At 34.5% G+C, this 17,317-nt stretch carries 16 protein-coding genes, 1 tRNA gene and 1 pseudogene; 4 read left to right on the top strand and 14 right to left on the bottom strand.

What is annotated here, in order from left to right:
• The 9 genes and pseudogenes from OEV82_RS03550 to OEV82_RS03510 all read right to left on the bottom strand — a co-directional run.
• On the bottom strand, nucleotides 1–258 hold a 258-nt coding region (locus tag OEV82_RS03550), incomplete at its 3' end, for a helix-turn-helix domain-containing protein (protein WP_456152467.1).
• 127 nt (nucleotides 259–385) lie between these two features.
• A pseudogene (locus OEV82_RS03545) lies at nucleotides 386–985 on the bottom strand (MFS transporter); the annotation flags it as partial.
• Between the two features lie 203 nt (nucleotides 986–1,188).
• Nucleotides 1,189–2,346 carry a sporulation protein YhbH gene (yhbH, locus tag OEV82_RS03540; protein ID WP_173658651.1) on the bottom strand — a complete coding sequence of 386 codons (1,158 nt, stop codon included), beginning with the start codon at nucleotides 2,344–2,346 and terminating at the stop codon, nucleotides 1,189–1,191.
• Between the two features lie 469 nt (nucleotides 2,347–2,815).
• Entirely contained in the window at nucleotides 2,816–4,711 is a 1,896-nt protein-coding gene (locus OEV82_RS03535; RefSeq protein ID WP_173658646.1) for a PrkA family serine protein kinase, read from the bottom strand.
• A gap of 574 nt (nucleotides 4,712–5,285) precedes the next feature.
• Complete coding sequence (gene nfsA / locus OEV82_RS03530; protein WP_263061037.1) at nucleotides 5,286–6,035, bottom strand: oxygen-insensitive NADPH nitroreductase; 750 nt, start codon at nucleotides 6,033–6,035, stop codon at nucleotides 5,286–5,288.
• A 194-nt stretch (nucleotides 6,036–6,229) separates the two neighbouring features.
• Nucleotides 6,230–6,721, bottom strand: a complete 492-nt coding sequence (trmL, locus tag OEV82_RS03525) for a tRNA (uridine(34)/cytosine(34)/5-carboxymethylaminomethyluridine(34)-2'-O)-methyltransferase TrmL (RefSeq protein WP_263061047.1) — start codon at nucleotides 6,719–6,721, stop codon at nucleotides 6,230–6,232.
• Between the two features lie 17 nt (nucleotides 6,722–6,738).
• Nucleotides 6,739–7,611 carry an amidase domain-containing protein gene (locus tag OEV82_RS03520; protein WP_173658649.1) on the bottom strand — a complete coding sequence of 291 codons (873 nt, stop codon included), beginning with the start codon at nucleotides 7,609–7,611 and terminating at the stop codon, nucleotides 6,739–6,741.
• A gap of 73 nt (nucleotides 7,612–7,684) precedes the next feature.
• The gene (gene queG, locus OEV82_RS03515; protein ID WP_263061036.1) at nucleotides 7,685–8,809 is read right to left on the bottom strand and encodes a tRNA epoxyqueuosine(34) reductase QueG; all 1,125 of its coding nucleotides are present in this window, start codon (nucleotides 8,807–8,809) and stop codon (nucleotides 7,685–7,687) included.
• 236 nt (nucleotides 8,810–9,045) lie between these two features.
• Nucleotides 9,046–9,119 (bottom strand) — tRNA-Gly (locus tag OEV82_RS03510).
• Nucleotides 9,120–9,573: 454 nt separating this feature from the next.
• Here OEV82_RS03510 and OEV82_RS03505 point away from each other — a divergent pair.
• The gene (locus OEV82_RS03505) at nucleotides 9,574–10,449 is read left to right on the top strand and encodes a DUF6574 domain-containing protein (protein ID WP_173658633.1); all 876 of its coding nucleotides are present in this window, start codon (nucleotides 9,574–9,576) and stop codon (nucleotides 10,447–10,449) included.
• A 44-nt stretch (nucleotides 10,450–10,493) separates the two neighbouring features.
• On the opposite strand, the gene OEV82_RS03500 is transcribed toward OEV82_RS03505, so the two are convergent.
• The 3 genes from OEV82_RS03500 to OEV82_RS03490 all read right to left on the bottom strand — a co-directional run bounded on the left by OEV82_RS03500 (nucleotide 10,494) and on the right by OEV82_RS03490 (nucleotide 13,283).
• Entirely contained in the window at nucleotides 10,494–11,990 is a 1,497-nt protein-coding gene (locus OEV82_RS03500) for a leucyl aminopeptidase (protein ID WP_263061035.1), read from the bottom strand.
• A 111-nt stretch (nucleotides 11,991–12,101) separates the two neighbouring features.
• Nucleotides 12,102–12,821 (bottom strand): 3D domain-containing protein, encoded by a 720-nt coding sequence (locus tag OEV82_RS03495; RefSeq protein ID WP_263061034.1) that lies wholly within the window; start codon nucleotides 12,819–12,821, stop codon nucleotides 12,102–12,104.
• 138 nt (nucleotides 12,822–12,959) lie between these two features.
• On the bottom strand, nucleotides 12,960–13,283 hold the full coding sequence (locus OEV82_RS03490) for a YuiB family protein (RefSeq protein WP_263061046.1): 324 nt from the start codon (nucleotides 13,281–13,283) through the stop codon (nucleotides 12,960–12,962).
• A gap of 322 nt (nucleotides 13,284–13,605) precedes the next feature.
• On the opposite strand from OEV82_RS03490, the gene OEV82_RS03485 reads away from it, so the two are divergent.
• On the top strand, nucleotides 13,606–14,601 hold the full coding sequence (locus tag OEV82_RS03485) for an NAD(P)/FAD-dependent oxidoreductase (protein ID WP_173658636.1): 996 nt from the start codon (nucleotides 13,606–13,608) through the stop codon (nucleotides 14,599–14,601).
• 77 nt (nucleotides 14,602–14,678) lie between these two features.
• On the opposite strand, the gene erpA is transcribed toward OEV82_RS03485, so the two are convergent.
• Complete coding sequence (gene erpA / locus OEV82_RS03480) at nucleotides 14,679–15,041, bottom strand: iron-sulfur cluster insertion protein ErpA (RefSeq protein ID WP_173658637.1); 363 nt, start codon at nucleotides 15,039–15,041, stop codon at nucleotides 14,679–14,681.
• A 249-nt stretch (nucleotides 15,042–15,290) separates the two neighbouring features.
• Here erpA and OEV82_RS03475 point away from each other — a divergent pair, with 249 nt between their 5' ends.
• Complete coding sequence (locus tag OEV82_RS03475; protein WP_173658638.1) at nucleotides 15,291–16,358, top strand: NAD(P)/FAD-dependent oxidoreductase; 1,068 nt, start codon at nucleotides 15,291–15,293, stop codon at nucleotides 16,356–16,358.
• A 76-nt stretch (nucleotides 16,359–16,434) separates the two neighbouring features.
• Here the strand turns inward: OEV82_RS03475 and OEV82_RS03470 are convergent, their stop codons facing one another.
• Complete coding sequence (locus OEV82_RS03470; protein ID WP_263061045.1) at nucleotides 16,435–16,776, bottom strand: YuzD family protein; 342 nt, start codon at nucleotides 16,774–16,776, stop codon at nucleotides 16,435–16,437.
• Nucleotides 16,777–16,879: 103 nt separating this feature from the next.
• Here OEV82_RS03470 and OEV82_RS03465 point away from each other — a divergent pair, with 103 nt between their 5' ends.
• Nucleotides 16,880–17,164, top strand: coding sequence for a NifU family protein (locus OEV82_RS03465; RefSeq protein ID WP_173661653.1), 285 nt, complete (start codon nucleotides 16,880–16,882; stop codon nucleotides 17,162–17,164).
• Nucleotides 17,165–17,317: the final 153 nt, after the last annotated feature.

The raw sequence follows: 17,317 nt of genomic DNA, 5'->3' as shown, positions 1-17,317 counted from the left end.
ATTTTCTTTTATAAATCCTTTTATAATCGTTTCAATTTCCTTTGTTAAGACCCTCTTATTACTAACTCTTTTTTTATACGTAGGAGGTTTTAGAATATCCTCTGCAATCGGAAGATTGCGAGTATCTTTTTGTCTACTAGCCTCATATTCTTTTATATATTTACTTACAGTATTTCGGGATTTATTTGTCCTTTTAGCAATTTTCCTTTGACTTGTCCCCTCCAAATATAATTTTATTATTGTTTGCTTTACACTCAGGTTGATCACTCCAGTTTTCCCCCTAATAATTATTAGGGTTATTTTCCTATAGAGTGGCTCAGTTTTCAATTGCTATTGTGGCTCACTTTTAAGTTACCATATACACACGGATTTGATATTCCACTGGCTTTTTATATGTAACAAATGAAGCAAGTGTTAAAGCTAATATGCAAAAGCATGAACAAAGTATAAATAACCAAAAATAAGATATTTGATCTATTAGTAAAAGACCAAGGGATGGACCAACAGCTAAGGCAATATTTCCGGAAAGGCCAAAATATCCAATTCCTTCCCCCCTCCGAGAAGCAGGTATAATATCAGTAACAATGGTTCCTGATGCTGTCGTTGAAAGCCCCCATCCTACTCCTTGTATGATTCTCATAATAAATAGAAAAAGGATACTTGTCGTAACGCTGTAGGATCCAAGAGAAAAGATAAAAATAACTAACCCCGTCAAAAATACAAATCGTCTGCCTTTTGTTTCTAACGCATGACCAGCAAATGGACGAATCAATAAGGCAGAAAATGTAAAAACTCCAATAATAAAACCAATAAATTGTTCATTACCACCTAAATGAGTAACAAACAAAGGAATGGTTGGTAGCGTAATTTGAAAGGCTAAAAATATGAACAAATTAGCAATACATATAAGAATAAAGTCCTTTGTCCATATTTTCTCCTTTATGACATGTAGCTGATTTTCCCTAGAAATTTCTATTTTCGTCATTGGAATCCTTCCTTTTAATATGCGTTTTTATCATAAAATATATATAAATAAGTTTTTTGTTCTGTTTTCTTGAAAATTCTAAATTTATTTCATACATTACTAGGAAACCCTTTCATATGCAAGATATTGGCTCTAAAAAGACTATGGTTTTTCGCAAATAAACACCTGCCTAAAAAGACAGGTGTAATAAACAAATCAAACTGTTATGCATACGCTTCTTCTTTTTCATTACTGAAGAATTTTTTCATTGCATGAAATACATCTTGTTTTTGCCGTAATACATAATAACGAAATCGTTCATCATCGATATTCCGATAAGCTGACATTAATGTACTATGACGATTATATTGATTCACTTCTCCATAACAAAACATATTCGATATGTCCATTAATTCATTGACAAGTTTCACACATCTTGGATTATCTGATGTTAAATTGTCCCCATCAGAGAAATGGAAGGGATAGATATTATACTGACTTGGGGAATATTTTTGGTCAATTAATTCAATCGCTTTTCGATAAGCAGAGGAACAAATGGTTCCACCACTTTCTCCTTTAGAAAAGAATTCTTCTTCTGTTACAACCTTCGCTTCTGTATGATGTGCAATAAATTCAATTTCAACTTTTTCATACTTTGTTCGAAGGAATCGAGTCATCCAGAAGAAAAAGCTTCTTGCCATGTATTTTTCCCATATTCCCATTGATCCACTTGTATCCATCATTGCAAGAACAACCGCTTTTGACTCATAGCGAACCTTTTCATTCCAAGTTTTAAATTTCAAATCTTCTGGGTAAATGGGATGAAAACTCGGATTGCCTTTTAAAGCATTCCGTTTAAATGCAGATATTAACGTTTTCTTTTTATCAATATTACCCATTAAGCCCGTTTTACGAATATCATTAAATTCTATATCTTCTACAATTAACTCATGATCGTCTTTCTTTTGGAGGTTCGGTAATTCCAGCTCTTTAAAGAAAGCTTCTTCCAACTCTGCTAACGATACTTCTGCTTCATAATAATCCTCACCTGGTTGATCTCCTGCTCCATGCCCTTGACCTGCACCAGGCTGAGCAGATCCATCTCGTGCAACGACATCGCCAACTTGACTGTCCCCATCACCTTGGCCAACATGTTTATTTTTATCATAATTATAACGAATTTTATATTCATCTAATGAACGAATGGGAATTTTAACAACCTTTTTACCATCAGATAAAATAATATTCTCTTCGGATATTAAATCTGGTAAATTTTTCTTAATGGCCTCTTGCACTTTTTCTTTATGCCTTTGCTGGTCTTCATGGCCTTTTCGATGGAGGGACCAATCCTCTTGAGATATTGTAAACTGATGTTTATTCATTCCATTCACTTTTATTCCCTCCTTTATTTTCCTTGTCACGTTTTTCAATTCGCCGCATACGATATACTGTGTGTCTACTACACAAGACATTAACATTCACATTTAAGTAATGGAAATTAATAAAGATGAACATTCATATTGACGATTGTTAAATTTAATTACATAGGACAACCTAGACATATAGACAATAACATCGACTCAACTTCACATATTTTTCGTATATTCTAGTTGCAATTTTTTACTAGGGAAGATAGTAGCTTTTCTGTATTACTTTATACTATGCAGCTAAAGTGTAAAAATTTACTGTAAGTATCTTATTATATAAAAAAGACTCGCCACTTGGCGACTTCACTAGAACAAATGACTACGTTTTTGTTTTTTACGGAGAAAAAAATAGCCGATGATTTTCATCGGCTATTATATTTTAACCTCCAAATTTCTAAAGAGTTTCGGAATTTCCAATTAAATACTACCGATTCAAAAGACTACCGACATACCGTAGCAATTCATTAGCTGATGTAGAATTATATCCATATTCATCAATGAGACGGGCAACAACCTCATTAATTTTCTTTAGTTGCTGTTCATCAGGTGTCTTTGTCGATGTTGTAATTTTGACTACATCCTTTAAATCAGCAAATAATTTTTTCTGGATCGCTTCTCGTAAACGACCATGAGAATTATAGTCAAATCGTTTTCCTTTGCGAGCATAAGCGGAGATTCGAATTAAGATTTCTTCACGGAATGCTTTCTTTGCATTTTCTGAAATACCAATTTGTTCTTCAATGGAACGCATTAATTTTTCATCAGGATTAATTTCCTCGCCAGTTAAAGGATCTCTTAATTTAGTTTTATTACAGTATGCCTCAACATTATCTAAGTAGTTATCCATTAAAGTTTTAGCAGATTCTTCATAAGAGTAAACGAATGCCTTTTGAACTTCCTTTTTAGCAATTTCATCATATTCTTTACGAGCTAAACTTATAAAGTTTAAATATTTTTCTTTCAATTCATCGGTAATAGATGGATGTTGGTCAAGACCGTCTTTTAAGGAACGAAGGACATCTAATGCGTTTATACTATTTACCCCTTTTCGAATGATTGTTGATGAGATTCGGTTTATGACATACCGCGGGTCAATACCGCTCATACCTTCATCTGGATATTCCTTTTTCAACTCATCGACATCCATCTGACTGAACCCTTCGACAATTTGGCCATCATATAGACGCATCTTTTTAATTAAATCCACGTCGCTACGTTTCGGTTCTTTCAACCTAGTTAAAATCGTAAACATTGCGGCGATCTTCAATGTATGAGGAGCAATGTGTACATCTGCAACATCGCTTTCTCGGATCATTTTCTCATAAATTTTTTCTTCCTCTGAAACTTTTAAATTATAAGGAATCGGCATGACAATAATTCGGGAATGAAGAGCTTCATTTTTCTTATTCGAGATAAAAGAGCGGTATTCAGTTTCGTTAGTATGGGCAACAATCAGTTCATCTGCTGAAATTAGCGCAAAGCGACCAGCTTTAAAATTTCCTTCTTGCGTTAACGAAAGTAAATGCCATAAAAATTTCTCATCAAGCTTCAACATCTCTTGGAACTCCATCATGCCACGATTTGCTTTATTTAATTCACCATCAAACCGATAAGCCCTGGGATCAGACTCAGAACCGTATTGCGCAATTGTGGAAAAGTCTATACTACCTGTCAAATCAGCAATATCTTGTGATTTTGGATCTGATGGACTAAAGGTTCCAATGCCGACACGTCGATCTTCAGAGAAAAAGATCCTTTCTACTAATACATCTTCAATGCGACCGTTATATTCTTCCTCTAAACGCATCATATTTAGCGGAGATAAATTCCCTTCAATCCGAATTCCATACTCTTTGTAAAAATCTTCCCTTAAATGATTTGGAATAAGATGAAGGGGGTCTTCATGCATCGGACATCCTTTTATCGCATATACCGCTCCTCGCTCAGTTCTTGTATAATGCTCTAGTCCACGCTTCAACAAAGTAACTAATGTTGATTTACCACCGCTTACCGGTCCCATTAACAACAGAATTCTCTTCCGAACATCGAGTTTTTTCGCTGCTGGATGGAAATATTCTTCAACTAAACGTTCTAATGCTTCCTCTAATCCAAATAATTCATGACTAAAAAATTTATATTTCTTACCGGTTTCTGTTTCTTCAATTCCAGCATCCTTAATCATATTATAAATGCGTGAATGTGCAGATTGAGCAATCCAAGGTTTTTCTTTTAACAACTCTAAATAATCCGCAAAAGTACCTTCCCACTTTAACTTTTCCTCTTCTTCGCGGTACCGAGCTACTTTATCTAAAATTCCCATAAAGAACCTCCTCTTTTCAATTCATATAGGCCACCGAATCTTTCCAAATCCACCTTTACCCTTAGCATCAATACAGTTATAAAAAAGTTCTGCTAAGAGCTTTTCTTAACTAAACTTATATGAACATGCATGGCAAAAAATGATTAATCTGCAATAAAAATTATTTGTATAAAATCAATATATTGAATTTTCGCTAGAAATAGAATATAAAAAATGTTATATTGTAACTATAAATAAGAACTCAAATTGTTTTACCTAATACTAATGCAGTGGGTTTGAGTGATTTTATGCCTTTTCTACAAACAAGCATGAATGAAAAAAGGAGGAAAAAAATTGAAGACATTTTTTATAATTGTTGTTGCATTAGCCTTTTTAACCGCTATTTTTACTGCAGGTTATGAAGATAAACCAAAGGATTTAAATGAAATAAAATAATTAAGAAACTCTTGTTTATTTACGTAAAGAGGCATAGTTTAAAAAAGGGAAATACATAAAATAAAAGAGACTTTCCAAGACAGTCCTCATTCGAACGATCGGAAAGTCCAATTGATTGAACGCATTTTATGCGTTTTTTTTATTGTTTATTTAAACCTTGTTTTTTCACAAAATCTTTCATATACATCCGACTTTGTTTTTCAAACGTTTTAGCAACTTGACTTGTCCATGTATCATTTCGTTTACCATTTGTACGTTTAATATAATAATCTTGAACAATTTTATTAAAGTCTTCTAATTGATTGATATATTTAGATTCATTTTGAGGATAACGATTTTCACTATAAATATGCTCTATTGGTAAACGTGGTTTTTGTTGATTGATTTTCTTTGGATAACCTACAACCATGCCGAATAAAGGTACAACTCGTTCAGGAATATGTAAAGTCTTACATACTGCAGGTAGGTTGTTTCGAAGACCACCGATATAACATATACCAAGCCCCATAGATTCCGCTGCTAAAGCTGCATTTTGCGCAGCAATGGTTGCGTCAATCACACCAACCATAAATTTTTCTGTGCTTTCTACAGAAGGCAAAACATCAGCTTGTTCCATTTGACCAATCACTTCATGACGATGTAGGTCCGCACAAAACACAAATAAATGTCCACAATCAGCTACATACATTTGATTTCCTGCAATTTCTGCCAACTGTTTCTTTTTTTCATCATCCGTCACGCCAATGATAGAATAAGCTTGTACATAACTTGATGTTGATCCAGCTTGAGCACAACGAACAATTGTTTCAATTTGTTCTTTAGATAATTCACGGTCTTCAAATGATCTAACCGAACGGTGCGCTAAAATTGTTTCAATGACCGGATTCATGTCCTCCCCTCCTCGCTATTTCAGTATAATTTTAGTTAAACAAAGGTTAATTTAAAATGCAAGGAGAAAAACTTTAGCTATTTTATAAACATTTCTGCTGCATTCTCACCAAATTTAACATATGATTGTTACGTTTAACGGTAAACAAAGTGCATAAAAAAAGAACTGCAGATTCATTGCAGTTCACAGCATCCTTATTTATCCGAATAACCAACTTTTAAATTGGCAAAGTTTTGTTGTCGCATTGCTTCATAAACTAAAATTGCAGCCGTATTCGATAAATTTAAAGACCGAACATTAGTAGTCATCGGAATACGGAGACAACGATCCTTATTTGCTTCTAATAAATCTTGTGGAAGACCGGAAGATTCTCTACCAAACCAAAAGTAATAATCTTTATTTATATCACTATAATCAAAGTCGGAATATGCCTTTTCACCAAATGTTTCGATATAATACATTTCTCCTTCATTTTTCTCAAAAAACTCATCAACAGAGTCATAATAAGTAATCTTTACAAAAGGCCAATAATCAAGACCTGCACGTTTTAAATATTTATCATCAGTCGAAAAACCTAGAGGACGAATTAAGTGTAGGTGCGCATCGGTCGCCGCACATGTTCTTGCAATATTACCGGTATTAGCTGGAATTTCTGGTTGATATAAAACAACATGAATTGCCACGATGTTATCACCTCTATATTTTAATAGTCATCAATAATTGTATAAAATTTATATTGAATATTTGGGGTATAGGCAGAGGAATCCTCATATGCCCAGTATCGCATCCGACTATTGTACGTATGGGCGTTGACTAACGGATAACCGTATGCATCTTTGCCAGTCACAATCGTATTATGATTGAACCTGCCATCACCTTCAAAGTCATAACAAATAACATCACCTAGTTGTAACTCGCGAGGATCTTCTACTTCTTTTGCTCTTAATCCTGTTTTAGATGTTCCTAAATACAAATTTAATGCATGTGCAACAGACCAACTATAACTCCAATTATTATTATTATACCACCATCCACTGTTTCTGTTCGGAAAACCTCGCATTGGTGCTCCCCCAGCATGCAAACATTGAGAAATATAATTTGTACAATCATCGGTAAATTTCTTGTAAGCAGGATTGTAATCATTCCACCAACGTTCAGCATATTGAACGGCTTTTCTTCGATCATAACGATAAGGTGTCCTTGTTTCCATATCCCTCGATTCATCGGTGACAAGTTCTAGATCAGGCGATTGAGAGTGAAGGTTGTCAGTCACTTCATCATCTGAAATAAGTGAATTTTTATAAAATGAGGCTTTTCTTTTTTCAACTTCTTCTTCGATATAGAAACGTTTATGTTGTTTAATTAAATATTGAAAGTGTGCTTGATAATATATATCAGAGTAATCTTCTCTCTCCACCTGCTCAATAATTTTACCAGTCGCTTTTGCTTTAATGATTTCAGCATCCCGACTCAATAAACTCGCTTTTTTTCTTTTCATTTTTTCAGAAAGCTCAACATCGTTTCGAACACATTGTTGTACTTTACTTTCTAAAATTTCTTTAATTTGACGATCCATATAGCACAACACCCCTTTTTATTATTTGTATGTTAAGAAAAAAGGGGTGTGAACATGGCCAAATTTGAATTGCTTAATCAGCTAAAGCATGTTCAATTTCATTTAATACATCTTTATCTTTTTCTTTTTTACGCGCACTACGTAAAACTTGCCTTGCCTTTTCAGTACCTATTTTCCCAAGAGCCCAAGCGGCTGTTCCACGAATAACCGGGCGCGGATCGTCCTTTAATACCTTTTGTAAATCATCAATTGCTGATTCTTCTTTAAAATGACCAAGTGCGATAATGGCATTGCGCTGGATTGGTTTTTTCCCACGCCATGCACCGGCTGTTCTACCAAATTTTTCTTTAAACTCACGATTACTAATCGATAGTAATGGTGTTAATAAAGGCTTAGCAATCTCAGGTTCCGGTTCTAATTCTTCATGGAAATGAAAATCTACTCCTTTATTATATGGACATACGATTTGACATGTATCACAACCGTACAAACGATTTCCGATAATGGAACGATACTGTTCTGGTAAAAAATCCTTGGTTTGTGTTAAATAAGAAATGCATATTTTTGCATTTATTTGTCCTCCTTGAACCAGTGCCCCAGTTGGGCAAGCTTTCAAACATTTGTTACAGTCACCACATAAGTCTTCAATCGGTTGATCTGGTTCAAAAGGAATATTTGTAATCATTTCCCCAAGATAAACAAAGGAACCAAATTCTGGAGTAATGATGGCACAGTTTTTGCCGCTCCAACCAATCCCCGCTCGTTCAGCAACGGCTCGATCGGAAAGTTCACCCGTATCAACCATTGACTTTAGCCGAGCTTCTGGATATTTTGATTTTATAAATTCTTCAAGTTTTTGTAGTCGTTCTCTTAAAACTGTATGGTAATCTTCACCCCAAGAAGCTCTTGCAAATAAGCCACGACGAGCTCCTTTTTTCCCTTTACGCTTTTCTTTCATCCGAGTTGGGTAGGCAACCGCGATCGAAATAATTGAAGCAGCACCATCAAGAAGGAGAGCAGGATTTGTTCTTTTTTCAATGTCAGACTCTTCAAAACCAGATTGATAGTTCAATTCTTGTTGTTTGATTAAACGCATTTTTAATGTTGTAAACGGATCAGCAGTCGTAAATCCGATTTTATCGATACCAATTTCCTTACTATATTCAATGATTGCTTGTTTTAATTGGTCAAAATTCACAATGACTGCCCTCCTCTTATCCCTGTTCTTCCTTTATTAAAATATATCCAAGATCAAAAACTACATACGTAAATGTGAGAAGTCTAATTTGTTTTATTTTTGTGTGCACACTTATATTACCGATCAGTTCCATCTAATGATGCCATAAAGATCTTCAATAAATGAATTTTAACATACATAGAAAAACGCAATACTTCGTTCTCCTAGAAACGAAATACTGCGTTGGCTAGTATGTATGGAGCGGGTGATGAGAATCGAACTCACGACAACAGCTTGGAAGGCTGTGGTTTTACCACTAAACTACACCCGCATATTTAATTATGAACATAAGAATAGCCTGGATTTGTTAATGAGCAGCCTTACATACCTCTTCCTCTACATGTATAATCAATGAAGTTGGATGCGTCGAGGCAACTCGTCGTTTACTCAGCGAAGTTTCGCTCGTGGCTATGGTTTTACCACTAAACTACACCCGCAAGTAATTATTTACACACATGAAAAATTTTTAACAGAGTTTAATATATCACAAAGATTCTTGATTGTCTACCTGAATTTAAAATATTAAACCTCAAAATTTAAAATTGTATTAACAAACACTCATAATTTGTATTTGATATACATAAAACTGTAATTGTGTTAATATTTTCAACAGTATTAGTAGCTTCCATCATACTTGTTCTTTTTTGATTAGCCGTTATATTGCTAATAAATGTGACCATAAAACCTATTATTTCAAGTTCTGAAGAAGGAGAGTCGATCAAAAAGTGAAATGTCACGTTTGTGGAAGTGAACATGAAGCGGGAAAGTTTTGTACAAAATGTGGAAATCCATTACAACGGGAAGAAGTGGCTGCTACACACCCAGCTAATTCTCATCAACAATCACCATCAGAACAAAGTCATAATCAACATCCATATCATCTGAACCAACAAAATGTTCAACAACCTTATGGTGAGACGTACTACCAATATCAAGATCACCCTAATGGGTATTATGTTAAGGAAAGAAAAAAGATACAATATTTTAGTTTTTTTGCAAACTCATTAAAAAATCCTGTTGAATATGCTAGTAAAGTGAATGGAAACTACTGGATTAATGGTTTAATCACACTTATTCTATCTATCATGATTTTCTCATTAAGTATCGCCAACTATTTTAGCAGAATTATGGAAATATCAGGACTTCGTTTTTTTGGAGCCGACAAAGTTCTTGGCCTTTCATTTTGGAATGTCTTCTTTAAAGGTTTATTATATTTGGGCATTTTTTCTGTACTTGTCCTTATTGTTATATTTAGTATTGTTAAACTTATAAACCATGCCGATATTCGCTTTCAAGATGTTCTCGTCCGTGCAGGATCTTATGCTACAATTCCTACCCTATTATTTATTATTTTCTTTTTCGTCACATTTTTAGACTCACCAAACATTATCTTTTTCATAACAACAATGATTCAAGGCATCTTTATCTTATCAATTTCACTCACTATTTTAAGCTTCAAAACAAATTCTAAAATTGATATTTTCTATAGCATGTTCATTGCAATAGCAATTTTTGCTATCATTCAAATCATTGGTTTTAATACGATATTAGAAGGGATAATCAATAGGCTGATCAATGGGTATGACTTTTTCAACTTTTAATCATAGAAGGGGCCCAAAACTTATTGGCCCCTCTTTTTTAAAACTTAAAACCGTTCAACAACTAATGCAAGCGTACGCGTCATAACACCCGTTGCTCCAGAAGGACCTAAATCATGCTTCGTTTCTATCGTTGAAGTTCCGGCTATGTCTAAATGTACCCACGGAGTGTCTTCGGCAAATTCACCAATAAAAGCTCCTCCCATAATTGCATGACCTTCACTGGATGGTGATGGTGAATTATCAAGATCAGCTACTTTACTGCTTCGTACCCTTTCCTTATCTTTTTCTGTAATTGGCAAACGCCAAATCATCTCTCCCGTTTCAACAGAGGCTTCAAGTACTTTTTCCATTAATTCCTCATTATTTGTCATTGCACCGGTTTTATCCGTACCAAGGGCAACGATGACTCCACCGGTTAATGTCGCTACATCAATTATATAATTTGCTCCTTTTTGTTTAGCGTAAGTAATGGCATCAGCTAAAACAAGTCGACCTTCTGCATCTGTATTTGTAACTTCTATAGTTTTCCCGCTTAATGTTGTAATGACATCGTCTGGTTTGAATGCTTTACTTCCAACCATATTATCGGTAGATGGGATTACCGCCATTACATTTTGTTCAGGTTTTAATTCACCGATAATTTCCATAGCACCTAAAACAGCAGCTGCTCCACCCATATCTGTGCTCATGCCTACCATTCCGGCTTTCGGTTTTAATGAATATCCACCGGTATCATATGTAATTCCTTTACCAACTAAACCAATGACATCTTTCCATTCGGGTTTACCTTTGTACTTTAATACAATGAGTTTCGGTGGGTTGTCTGACCCTTGATTAACAGCTAAAATTGCACCCATACCTAAATTAATCATATCTTCTTTCTCTAAAATCTCGACATCAAAGCCATATTTATCTGCTAAACCTTTCGCATAGTTTGCAAGGTCAGATGCTGTTAATTTGTTACTCGGTGTATTCACTAGCGTCCTTGCTGAATTTGTAGCACGGCCATAAATATAACCAATATTTAAGCCTTCTTCAACTGCTACACACTCTTTTTCCGTTATAATAGTTAAGTTCTCTAACCGTTTTTTCTCCGATTCTTCCTTTTGTTTATACCCTTCAAAAGAATATAAAGCTAGGGAATAAGCCTCACCCAAAAGTTCTGAAATGTCATCTCTTTGAACTTTTTCAAAAAGAAAGGAGTCAAGGTATACGGAAGCCGATGAAACTTGATAATTTTGTATCTTTTGAAAAACTTTCCCAAAAGTTTCTCGCAATTGATCCTGTGTTAGTTTTTCCTTTTCTCCTAATCCGACGAACAATAATCGTTTAGGTCCTATCAATCCTAATGTATGAACAACAGAAATGGCTTTTCTTTTTGTAGATATATCCCCAGATTTTACTAATTCTACTAGTTGCTCTTGTAGTAATTGATCACTCTCATGTAACCATGGACCAAACTTATCCTCTTCATCAAACACCCCCAGGACAACAAATTCTTCTTTTTTATAAATATCAAATTCATTGGTTACTGAAAACATTGAACCCCCCCTCTTCCATTATAATAGAAGCTACCATAAAACACACAATCTTGTTCATTGTTAAAATAAAAAGTCCTTGATATTTTACTCAAGGACAATAATAGGGATTGTTTATTTTTTTACTTTTGACGTATATTGATTTCTAAAAACTTGCATTGTTTCCATTTGATTAAGGCTTTCTAATTCTTCACTTGTAATATTTCCGTCACCCATTTTAACTACGTAAACATCAACAGTTCGTTTCCCCCACTCATTATAAACATCTTCCACAGTTTCAAAATACAAATCAATTTTATTTCCTTTAATAGCTGAACCCGTATCTGCTACAACACCAAAACCATAATCAGGTATAAATAATATCGTCCCAATGGGAAACACATTAATATCCGCGGCAATGGTTGAAAATAAATCTCGCTTCACTTGTATACCTGAGTATGTAATTCCATAAGAAGGATCACCAGGATTTTTACCAGTTGATTCAAATCCTGCTGTATAACCTGTTGCAACCACTGTTTTCCTCGGATATGCTTTTTCCCAATCAAAAGCATCTTCTAGTTTCGGAACCCTACCTTGGATTTCTTCACTTGATGAAATTTTCGTTGTTTCTTTTTCTTTTATTTTTAAAGATTTATACCCAATTTCCAATGATTTATACGAATGTAGTGAATTGGCAATTTTTCCTGTACGATTTGTAGTCCCCTTTAATTCGGGCTTTCCTCCACTGATTCCTTGTGCATGCACACCTGTTACCGTTTGATAAGTAACAAATAAAGCAATGGTAAATAAGATAATCATGACAATACGTTTTGTCCAAGTTTTGATTGTTGCCATATTTTCACTCCTCCCGATTCTATTACTTTCCCAATTAAGGAAAAATTATTCATCGGAAGGAGTAATTTTTGTAAAATATAGAATTTTCTATATTAAAAATATAATGCTCTTTTTACTATGATTTAGCTAGTTTAGATTTTAAAACATTCTATATCCTTTTTTTCGTAAAGTCTTCATCGTAAAACCAGCAGCAATTGTCCCTAATAATCCACTAAATAAGATAATAATATCAGCAACAGCCAATGTTGTAAGATCTGTCCATAGACGTTGGAAAGATTTTCCCGTAGAGTGAACATAATCGAGTAATTGTATTTTATTTACAATAAACAATACGACGATCGGATAAATAAATGCCATAAACCAAGTCATGCGCAGTAACATGTTCAAAATAAAGGCAATACCGAAGAATAATACAAAAAACAAGACAATTGAAATCATTAAATGAATGATCGTAAATTGCATCCCCATCGTCATCCTTTCCAAATCTTTGTAATTATTTTACTAAAATTTTAAATAATAGGTCAATTTTCTAGTCTCATTATATATTGATACTATTAAATTTAAAAAAGAAAACCTATTTTATATTGAATGTTCGGTAGGTTTATTTAAACGAAAAGAAAAAGAAGGGTACTTTATTGTTCCTCTTTTACGTTTAAAATAGAATACTTCTTCAATGTTCAAACGTAGATATTTGATGATATTTATCGAATCCTCTGATTATACACTTTTTCCTATAAAAGGTTTTATGGTAAAATAAGATGATGAATTCAATGGAGGGATCGCTTTGAAAGAAGATACACAAATATATGATATAACAGTAATCGGTGGTGGTCCTACCGGATTATTTACTGCTTTTTACGGTGGTATGCGGAATGCTTCTGTTAAAATTATTGAAAGTCTTCCACAATTGGGTGGTCAATTAGCCACTTTATATCCGGAAAAATATATATATGATGTTGCAGGTTTTCCAAAGGTACGCGCGCGGGATCTTGTTGAAAATTTAAAAGAACAAATTAAATTATTTGAACCAACCATTTGTCTAGAGCAAGCTGTTCAAAAACTAGAAAAATTGGAAGACGGTACAATTAAATTAACTACAGATAAAGAAATCCATTATTCTAAAGCCGTCATTATTACGGCAGGAGTCGGGGCATTCCAACCACGTCGATTAGATTTAGAAAACGCTCGTGAATATGAAGGAAAAAACCTCCACTATTTTGTGGATAATATGCAATATTTTAAAGATAAAAACGTTGTGATTTTCGGTGGTGGTGACTCTGCTGTTGATTGGGCTTTAATGTTGGAACCGATTGCACAAAAGGTAACAATTGTTCATCGCCGCGATAAATTCCGTGCCCACGAACATAGTGTCGAAATGTTAAAACAATCGGATGTGGACATTAAAACACCTTATGTACCAGTTGAACTCATTGGTAATGGAGAAAATATTAAACAAGTAGTCTTACAAACTACCAAAGGAGAAGAAACGGAAACAATTGATGTCGATGAAGTAATCGTGAACTACGGTTTTGTGTCTTCATTAGGACCTATTAAAGAATGGGGCTTAGAAATTGAACGGAATTCGATCGTTGTCAATTCCAAGATGGAAACGAATATCCCAGGCGTTTATGCCGCTGGTGATATTACAACCTACGAAGGAAAAGTAAAGTTAATTGCGACTGGTTTCGGTGAAGCTCCAACAGCGGTCAGCAATGCGAAAGCATACATTGACCCTACTGCACGACTGCAACCTAAACATAGTACTTCATTATTTGAATAGCTTAAAACGGAACAGATATACAAATAAAAGGAACCCTAGAATGTTATACCTTTCTAGGGTTCCTTTTAATCTAATGATTAGCATTCACCTGGTGTTCCTGCCACATTTGCAGTACGGAATGAAGAACCGCAACCACAAGTAGCAATAGCATTTGGATTATCAATCGTAAACCCGCCACCAAGTAAGGATTGTTTATAATCAATTTTTGTTCCTTTTAAAATAGGAGCACTCGTTTTATCTACAACAACTTTAATGCCGTGTTGTTCAAAGACAATATCATCTTCCTGGACCGTTTGATCTAAAGTCATGCCATAAGACAAACCACTACATCCACCGCCATTGACAGCAACACGTAAATAACTATCTGATTCTTCTGCTTGTTTCATCATATCTTTCACTTGAAAGGCTGCAGCCTCTGTCAATTGGAGTACAGCTTCCATCTTCCTTACCTCCTTTTAACCAAAAAATACTCTGGCAATATATTTTTAGTATAAACGTAATATTTATGATATTCAATGGTACTGCCTGAATTAATTTTTTACGCTTGGCAGTACATGCATTATATTGTTATTTTTTTACAATTCAAATATAATGATAATTGGGAATAGATCAGGTTTTCCTTTTTATTAAAATAATATTAGTAAAACGACACATTGTTACTTACAAAACAAAAAGGGGAAGATTCACAAATGAGAAAGCTTGTCATACTGGGGGGCGGCTACGGTGGTATGCGCATTTTACAACGTTTACTACCGAACAAAGTGCCGAAAGATGTTGAAATCTATTTAGTAGATAAAGTTCCTTATCATTGCTTTAAGACGGAATTTTATGCATTAGCGGCAGGAACTGTACCAGATGTGGAAATTCGGCTGACTTTTCCCAATCATTCACCTTTAAAGTTTATCAACGATTGGGTAACTGGAATTGACTTAGATAATCAAAAAGTAGTCCTTAAAGATCATGAAGATCTTTCATACGATGATCTCATTATCGGACTTGGTTGTGAAAACAATTACCATAATGTACCAGGTGCCGATCAATATACATACGGTATTCAATCGATTGAAGCGACAAGAAAGACATATAATGCTTTAAGTAATTTACCAAAAGGCTCAAAGGTCGCTATAATCGGCGCTGGCCTTAGTGGAGTGGAAATTGCCAGTGAACTGTACGAATCAAGACCAGATTTAAATATTAGTTTATTTGACCGCGGAAAAATGGTCCTATCCTCATTATCTGTTAAAATCGGTAACTATGTTCAAAAATGGTTTGAAGAACGAGGAATAACCGTTGTAAACGAATCGAATATTACAAAAGTAGAAGAAGGTATCCTATACAACCATGGTGAACCATTACAATTTGATGCCATTGTTTGGACTGCTGGTATCCGTGCAAATAAAGTAGTCCGAGATTTACCAGTGAAAAAAGATAAAAAAGGATGTGTGTACTTAACTCCATATCATAATATACCTGGTTACGAAAATGTTTACGTAGTCGGTGATTGTGCTCATCTCCCTTATGCACCGACTGCACAACTGGCTGAAGCACAAGGAGATCAAATTGTTAAAGTACTGCAAATGCGTTGGAATAATGAGCCACTACCAAAAACACTTCCAACAATCAAACTGAAAGGTACCCTTGGTTCACTCGGAAAAAAACATGGTTTTGGACTTGTAGCTGATAAGTCGCTGACCGGGAAAGTGCCTCGCTTATTAAAATCCGGTGTCTTATGGATGTATAAAGTCCAAAATAGTTAACACCAAAAGGAGCTAACGATGTTGGCTCCTTTTTATTTTCAATTTTGTTATATGATGAGATTGGAAAAGAAAAATTTTATTCATTTTTTGTGTGATCTATACTTTGATAACCGTATCTTTCTAATTCTTTAAAAATTGTTTTTAAGCGAGGATTTCCTTCAGCAACAACTTTATCGCCAATTAATACTACCGGATAAAACATATCTTCTTCAAGGACTTTTTTCGCAAACTGTTGTTTCTTGGCCTCCTTTGGTGGATTCATAATATCGACATAATCCATTATGACGGTTTGATCAGGGAATTTCCTTTTCACTGCTGCCTCTAACCATTCGAACGTATCTTTTGAAGATGGTAAATTTACACAACTAGCACAAATTTGTTCGGCCCCATATATTGTTATGACCGCAGGTTCATGAATGGCCAACACACCATTCCCCCTTCCCTTAATATTATTTTTATTTTACAAAAAACTGTTGAAATAATAAAATGATAAATAGGTATAAATTTGTTTAGGAAACTTAATGGATTTTTTATATTTTCCTTATTATAATGGAAATATGAAAGGAGTGCTCTTGATGGCAGATATTAAGGAACAAGTTGAGGAAGTATTAGAGAAATTACGTCCATTCCTCTTACGGGACGGCGGAGACTGTGAACTTATCGATGTTGAAGATGGCGTTGTCAAACTTCGCTTACTAGGTGCTTGTCAAACTTGCCCAAGTTCAACAATTACGTTAAAAGCTGGAATCGAACGTGCCTTGTTTGAAGAAGTTCCAGGTGTTGTAGAAGTTGAGCAAGTGTTCTAAACCACTTTAAATATTGTTGGTGAAATACTCAATAAAAGCCTAATAGATACGATTGAAGGGTTAGAAGGCTTTATGGTCATAGATTTAAATGGTTGAAAAAGATCACTGTGAAGAATATAGATGAGATATATAATTAAAACATGCATGTCTTGC

The organism is Pallidibacillus thermolactis (genome assembly GCF_025660415.1).
GTDB classification, from domain to species: domain Bacteria; phylum Bacillota; class Bacilli; order Bacillales; family Caldibacillaceae; genus Pallidibacillus; species Pallidibacillus thermolactis.
This window is presented reverse-complemented; position numbering and strand designations above follow the sequence as displayed.

Bases quoted from the DNA above. Each gene is read 5' to 3' on its own strand.
- yhbH (WP_173658651.1), bottom strand. From the start codon at position 2,346: ATGAATAAACATCAGTTTACAATATCTCAAGAGGATTGGTCCCTCCAT.
- OEV82_RS03535 (WP_173658646.1), bottom strand. From the start codon at position 4,711: ATGGGAATTTTAGATAAAGTAGCTCGGTACCGCGAAGAAGAGGAAAAG.
- nfsA (WP_263061037.1), bottom strand. From the start codon at position 6,035: ATGAATCCGGTCATTGAAACAATTTTAGCGCACCGTTCGGTTAGATCA.
- OEV82_RS03520 (WP_173658649.1), bottom strand. From the start codon at position 7,611: ATGGATCGTCAAATTAAAGAAATTTTAGAAAGTAAAGTACAACAATGT.
- OEV82_RS03500 (WP_263061035.1), bottom strand. From the start codon at position 11,990: ATGTTTTCAGTAACCAATGAATTTGATATTTATAAAAAAGAAGAATTT.
- OEV82_RS03495 (WP_263061034.1), bottom strand. From the start codon at position 12,821: ATGGCAACAATCAAAACTTGGACAAAACGTATTGTCATGATTATCTTA.
- OEV82_RS03490 (WP_263061046.1), bottom strand. From the start codon at position 13,283: ATGCAATTTACGATCATTCATTTAATGATTTCAATTGTCTTGTTTTTT.
- erpA (WP_173658637.1), bottom strand. From the start codon at position 15,041: ATGGAAGCTGTACTCCAATTGACAGAGGCTGCAGCCTTTCAAGTGAAA.
- OEV82_RS03475 (WP_173658638.1), top strand. From the start codon at position 15,291: ATGAGAAAGCTTGTCATACTGGGGGGCGGCTACGGTGGTATGCGCATT.
- OEV82_RS03465 (WP_173661653.1), top strand. From the start codon at position 16,880: ATGGATTTTTTATATTTTCCTTATTATAATGGAAATATGAAAGGAGTG.